We start from the raw sequence: 4,379 nt of genomic DNA on the forward strand, positions 1-4,379 counted from the left end.
TCCGAGAGATCGGAGCAGCCGGAAAGAGTGATGGCCATTAGGGCGGCAGCGAAAGCGGTTTTTCTCATGGTTAACTCCTTGTTGTAATTGATAAAGCTGATTGAAGCTGGCGGCGGTTTGCTAAAAAGAAGTTGCTACGGCTTATCCATTTCTGCATGTGGCAATAGCATCATTGATGTAGGGCTGAAGTTTTGATTTGGCTTCACCAGATGAAACGTCTTCTGGTGGAGCTCCCTCGTTTACTGCGTAATTAGAAAGAACATCTGTGTATACGCAGCCGCAGAAATCGGGGTTTTGAAGGTCATCCAATGTGATCTGATCAGTGCAAAGGGAAGTGACACTCTTTTTAAAGGTGTTTTCCGGTTCATCTGCGCAACCAGCCATTAAAATGGACGCAATAAGTGGCAATAAAGAGAAGGTCTTCATCGTTGTCTCTCTTCTGGTGTCGATGTGGGGTGGCCTGCTGATTGCAGGCCTTGATGAGGGTGGGGCTACTTGCCTGGTAAATGTCTGGTTGTTAAACCGTCAGCATCAGTGCAAAGCAGGCTAGCCAGACAATAAAGTAGGCCAGATTGTGTTTAAGAGCCTTGGCCCTTTGGTACAGGTAAACGGGGATTAGCCAGGTCATACCTTTGAACTTACTGGTATCAATGCCGGATTGCTCCAGGCGCTTTTCATCCCAGAATGACAAGGCGAGGTTGAGGGCCAGGGTGATATACCAGAACTCAGCACTCGACAGTGCTTGTTCTATCCGGTATTCGCTGCCGTTATAGACCATGCCAGCGACTATGGACTCAAAGATCAGGCCAATGAGTGGTGCAAAAGCCAGAACCCACACGACGGTATTGTTAACGTGCTCCCCGCTCAGAGGAGGGGGGGCGGTCTTGTCCAGGTGGGCTGCTAATTCTGTTGTTTCAAGTTTCGTCCAGTCGGACAAGCCGTTTCGCCATACAACGGCGCCGCGAGTGATTTCCCCGCTGGTGATCAAACTGATCATTTCCTGTTCAGAAAACCCTCCTTTGCGTTGGCCGCCGCTTTCGTAGAACCAGGGCTTCTGTGTATCCGTTGCTTCCATGTTGGACCTCTTTTCATTTTTTAGTGATTAGGGAGGTATAAAGGGGTAGCTAACCGTCCTGGCTAGCCGGCTGTGCTGAATCACTTCCCCCAAAGTGACTTGGGCCCGAAAACGGGTTCGGGCACACAGTACCGCAAAAGTATCGCAATGCGACACTTTGTGAGTCAAGTTCAGCGATACGACACAGGTATCGCTCTGCCGTAGCGTTGCTTCATCTATTTGGTGGAGTGGGCGTGATGAGTTTTCCCGAGCGCCTGAAAGCGGCCCGGTTGGCATTGGGGCTGACTCAGGAGCAGCTAGGTTTTGAGTTGGATGTCACCAAGTCCACGGTCTCCGCTTGGGAGAATGGCCGTGATGCCCCGGGGTTTCGGTATTTGCCTGCTTTGAAGCAGGCGTTAGGGGTTTCTCTGGACTTCCTTATATGCGGGATTGCTGAGGACAGTGCCGCAGACCCAGCAGGCACTTACGGCGCGGAAGTTCGCAGTGAGACTGAAGCTGATTTGCTCAAGCGTTACCGCAAACTTTCACGCAGCCGCCAGGAAGGCCTGAAGGCACTTCTTGATTAACCGGCAGACTGCTTGCCAGCCAGCTTATTGCTAAGCGCGGCTGTGGATTGAGTGCTGGATTCCCTGGCTTGAGTTGAGCCCTCGCCTGAAAACTCCTCCACTACCTGCAGCCCCTCATCTTCCGCATACTCGAACTGCGCATTCATCAGGCCCGCCTGGGCGACCTTATCCAGTTCGGCCTGGCTGATTCCCAGAGTCTCGCGTCCTTTCGCTTCTTCCCGTGCATGGGTGACAGCGTCCTTCATGTCCTGATCCGCTCTCAGGGTCAGATCCACGTAGTAGATCGGTGCCCGATGGCTCTGGGTGGTGCTCTTGCCCCGTAGCTTGAGCTCCAGCGGTAGCGTGGCCAGGTTGCCGCCACTGATGGCATGGAAGTAACGCAGGCGAGCGGCGAGGGTGCGGATGCTGTTGTAGCCAGTAGTCCGGAACACAAAGCAGCCCAGTTCATCATCGTCACCGATCTGGACGTACAGTCGACCATAGGGCTTGCACAGCCCATGGCTGCCGTAGTCACACAAATCCGGTGACGGGCAGGGCAGGGATTCCAAGCCTTTGTCAGTATGACGTCGGCAGTTCTCCCCATCTCCAGCGCACAGCGGCCTGCCGCTCTTGCGCTCGAAGAAGGTGTACTCGGCCCTTAGGTTCAGGTCCGGGTCATTGAAGGGCAGGGTAATGGGAATGCTGCGCAGCTTGCTGCCCTGGGTTTCCTTACGCAGGGCCTCATCAAGCGGGTGAGGCAGCCAGCCCTCCTTGGTCTGGATCTGGGTGGTGATGGTGAACTGATCGTCTTTCTCCGGCAGACGCTTGCCGTTCTTCTCCACTACGCGGCCAATACTGATACGGCCGATCACGGGTGGGGTAATCGCGAGTCCTTTGATCATGAGATTCTCCTGATAGCAGGCACAGACACACCGCCGGGCTAGGCCCGGCAGCTATGCCGCTTTGAGTTGGGTTAGGGATTGGGGCGCACCAGGAACCGGCGACTGCCTGCCTTGTGTTTGGGGTAGTGCTTGAGAAGGTCTGGCTGATCCTGCAGAAGGGCTTTGCTGTCCAGGCTGGTTGAGTCCTTGCTACGCTTCCAGGTCACGCAGCCCTCGCTGAAGGTGGCCTTGCTGGCTAGCCCCATGGTCTGCTGGATGCGTTGCTTGAGCGTGGATTCTCGCTCGGTCAGTCGGCCCAGGGTGTCACGCAGATCCAGCAGCTCATTGAAGTCGCCTTCCATGGCCGGGTTATCCGTGAGATCCACGGTTTCCCCTTTGTCCTGAGGGTAGAGGGCTTGCAGGGCGTGCCCGGCAGAGTCGGAGCCATCCGGGTCCGGTGGGGTGTCCGCTTCCACCAGCTGCCAGAACTCCCGCTCCAGCTCGTACAGGTGAGCAATCAGCGCTTCATCCCGCTCGATCCGGTGAATCTGCAACTCTTGCCCACAGATCAGCACGGCCACATCGGCAGCCTGCTTGCCGGTAACCGCTAGCTGATGCTGCACCTGACACTGGATGTACTCGGGAACCCCGTCCGCCCATAGCTTGGCGCCGTATTGCCCCGTGGTCTTGCACTCCAGTATCTGCACGTTGTCATTGCCGACGACAGCGTAATCCAGGTTGGCGAGCATCCAGGGCTTGTCGTCATCCGGGTGCTGCAGCACGGCATTCACACGCCGCACCTTGTTGCCGGTGATCTTGGCGTAAGCCTCGGCTACCTTCGGCTCCAGCAGCGTGCCCCAGTACAGGGGGGATTGAATGTCATCGGGATCAGGGGCGGGTAACAGACCATCCCGACCGGTCTTGATCATCCAGAGTTCTAGTGGGGACTGGTACGGGCTGATACCTACCGCCGCAGCGGCATCACTGGCACCGATGCCCTGCTTGCGGATCTTCAGCCAGTCTTCGCGGTTCATGCGTTTGGTGGACACCAGGCGCAGGGCAGGGCGCTGGCCGGGTGCAGTGCTTTTAGGTTGTGCCATGAGAATGCTCCAGACAAAGAAAGGCCCCGGCACAGTGGCCGGGGCTAGGGGTATGGAATGAAAGGTGAATTAGGCTGATATCTAAGTGCCGTCATGCGACGCGACTTGAAGAGGAAGAGGCTTCCTCGCCAATCTCGAAGAAGTCATTCACCAACGCCTCGATGTAACGCTCGGCTTCTTTATTGGTGGGCAGGTGGCCGTGAGTCAGTAATTGCTCACCCAGCCACTCGCCCAGTTCGCTGACCACTTCGTACTCGAAGACGCCAGGGCGACCACGGGGCTCGTACCAGATGTGGGAGACCGTCTGCCAGAGCGGGTCCAGGTACTCACAGGTGGCGATGATCAGCTCGATGCAGCCACTGTCCCAGGTCTCCAGGATGCGACGAGCCCGACCCGGATCGCCGGGATGGCACATCAGGCCTTCATGCAGGAACGCGCCCCACACCGCTGACAATTCAGCAGGCATAGGGCGACAGTCCCATACCGCCAACAGGCGGTAGAGCCATTTCAGATTCATCGTGTTCTCCAGGTTTTCTTTTAAAAGGAAGTAGAGAGTAGGGAGAGGTGAGCGGTCAGAGTGAATCAGGCGACCAGTAGGGAGGTTTGCTCCAGAGCGCGTTGCTTGATCTGGGCGCCCTTGCCGAACCAGGCAGAGTCCAGCCGGTTGTCGGTGCTGCGGGCGCGGCGTTCATGATCCACGAATTCGGTGACTGCATTCAGCAGGCCGTAGGCCGTGTTCTTGGCGGACGCCAGCTCAGACCCGCGACCGGCACCCTCA

The 4,379-nt window shown here is 56.8% G+C and carries 7 protein-coding genes; 1 reads left to right on the forward strand and 6 read right to left on the reverse strand.

The window, feature by feature from the left end:
• Nucleotides 1-141 precede the first annotated feature (141 nt).
• Nucleotides 142-426 carry a hypothetical protein gene (locus HUJ17_RS01470; RefSeq protein ID WP_146026840.1) on the reverse strand — a complete coding sequence of 95 codons (285 nt, stop codon included), beginning with the start codon at nucleotides 424-426 and terminating at the stop codon, nucleotides 142-144.
• Between the two features lie 91 nt (nucleotides 427-517).
• A complete protein-coding gene (locus HUJ17_RS01475; RefSeq protein WP_102790840.1) occupies nucleotides 518-1,075 on the reverse strand; it encodes a DUF4339 domain-containing protein in 558 nt (185 codons plus the stop codon).
• A 236-nt stretch (nucleotides 1,076-1,311) separates the two neighbouring features.
• On the opposite strand from HUJ17_RS01475, the gene HUJ17_RS01480 reads away from it, so the two are divergent.
• Nucleotides 1,312-1,641 (forward strand): helix-turn-helix transcriptional regulator, encoded by a 330-nt coding sequence (locus tag HUJ17_RS01480; RefSeq protein ID WP_102790841.1) that lies wholly within the window; start codon nucleotides 1,312-1,314, stop codon nucleotides 1,639-1,641.
• On the opposite strand, the gene HUJ17_RS01485 is transcribed toward HUJ17_RS01480, so the two are convergent.
• From HUJ17_RS01485 to HUJ17_RS01500, 4 genes are all read right to left on the reverse strand, one after another.
• Nucleotides 1,638-2,522 (reverse strand): hydrolase or metal-binding protein, encoded by an 885-nt coding sequence (locus tag HUJ17_RS01485; protein WP_290509039.1) that lies wholly within the window; start codon nucleotides 2,520-2,522, stop codon nucleotides 1,638-1,640. The two genes, HUJ17_RS01480 and HUJ17_RS01485, sit on opposite strands and share 4 nt — an antisense overlap.
• A 71-nt stretch (nucleotides 2,523-2,593) precedes the next feature.
• Nucleotides 2,594-3,601 carry a lambda-exonuclease family protein gene (locus tag HUJ17_RS01490; protein ID WP_102792894.1) on the reverse strand — a complete coding sequence of 336 codons (1,008 nt, stop codon included), beginning with the start codon at nucleotides 3,599-3,601 and terminating at the stop codon, nucleotides 2,594-2,596.
• Between the two features lie 91 nt (nucleotides 3,602-3,692).
• Complete coding sequence (locus tag HUJ17_RS01495) at nucleotides 3,693-4,118, reverse strand: hypothetical protein (RefSeq protein WP_102792893.1); 426 nt, start codon at nucleotides 4,116-4,118, stop codon at nucleotides 3,693-3,695.
• A gap of 65 nt (nucleotides 4,119-4,183) precedes the next feature.
• Nucleotides 4,184-4,379: DUF932 domain-containing protein (locus tag HUJ17_RS01500; protein WP_290509040.1), on the reverse strand; the 196-nt coding region annotated here is incomplete at its 5' end.

The sequence above is a fragment of the Alcanivorax sp. genome, assembly GCF_014762765.1.
In the GTDB taxonomy this organism is placed as follows: Bacteria; Pseudomonadota; Gammaproteobacteria; order Pseudomonadales; family Alcanivoracaceae; genus Alcanivorax.

What these genes read in the sequence shown, in the direction of transcription:
- HUJ17_RS01470 (WP_146026840.1), bottom strand. Translation starts at nt 426, where the DNA reads ATGAAGACCTTCTCTTTATTGCCACTTATTGCGTCCATTTTAATGGCT.
- HUJ17_RS01475 (WP_102790840.1), bottom strand. Translation starts at nt 1,075, where the DNA reads ATGGAAGCAACGGATACACAGAAGCCCTGGTTCTACGAAAGCGGCGGC.
- HUJ17_RS01480 (WP_102790841.1), top strand. Translation starts at nt 1,312, where the DNA reads ATGAGTTTTCCCGAGCGCCTGAAAGCGGCCCGGTTGGCATTGGGGCTG.
- HUJ17_RS01485 (WP_290509039.1), bottom strand. Translation starts at nt 2,522, where the DNA reads ATGATCAAAGGACTCGCGATTACCCCACCCGTGATCGGCCGTATCAGT.
- HUJ17_RS01490 (WP_102792894.1), bottom strand. Translation starts at nt 3,601, where the DNA reads ATGGCACAACCTAAAAGCACTGCACCCGGCCAGCGCCCTGCCCTGCGC.
- HUJ17_RS01495 (WP_102792893.1), bottom strand. Translation starts at nt 4,118, where the DNA reads ATGAATCTGAAATGGCTCTACCGCCTGTTGGCGGTATGGGACTGTCGC.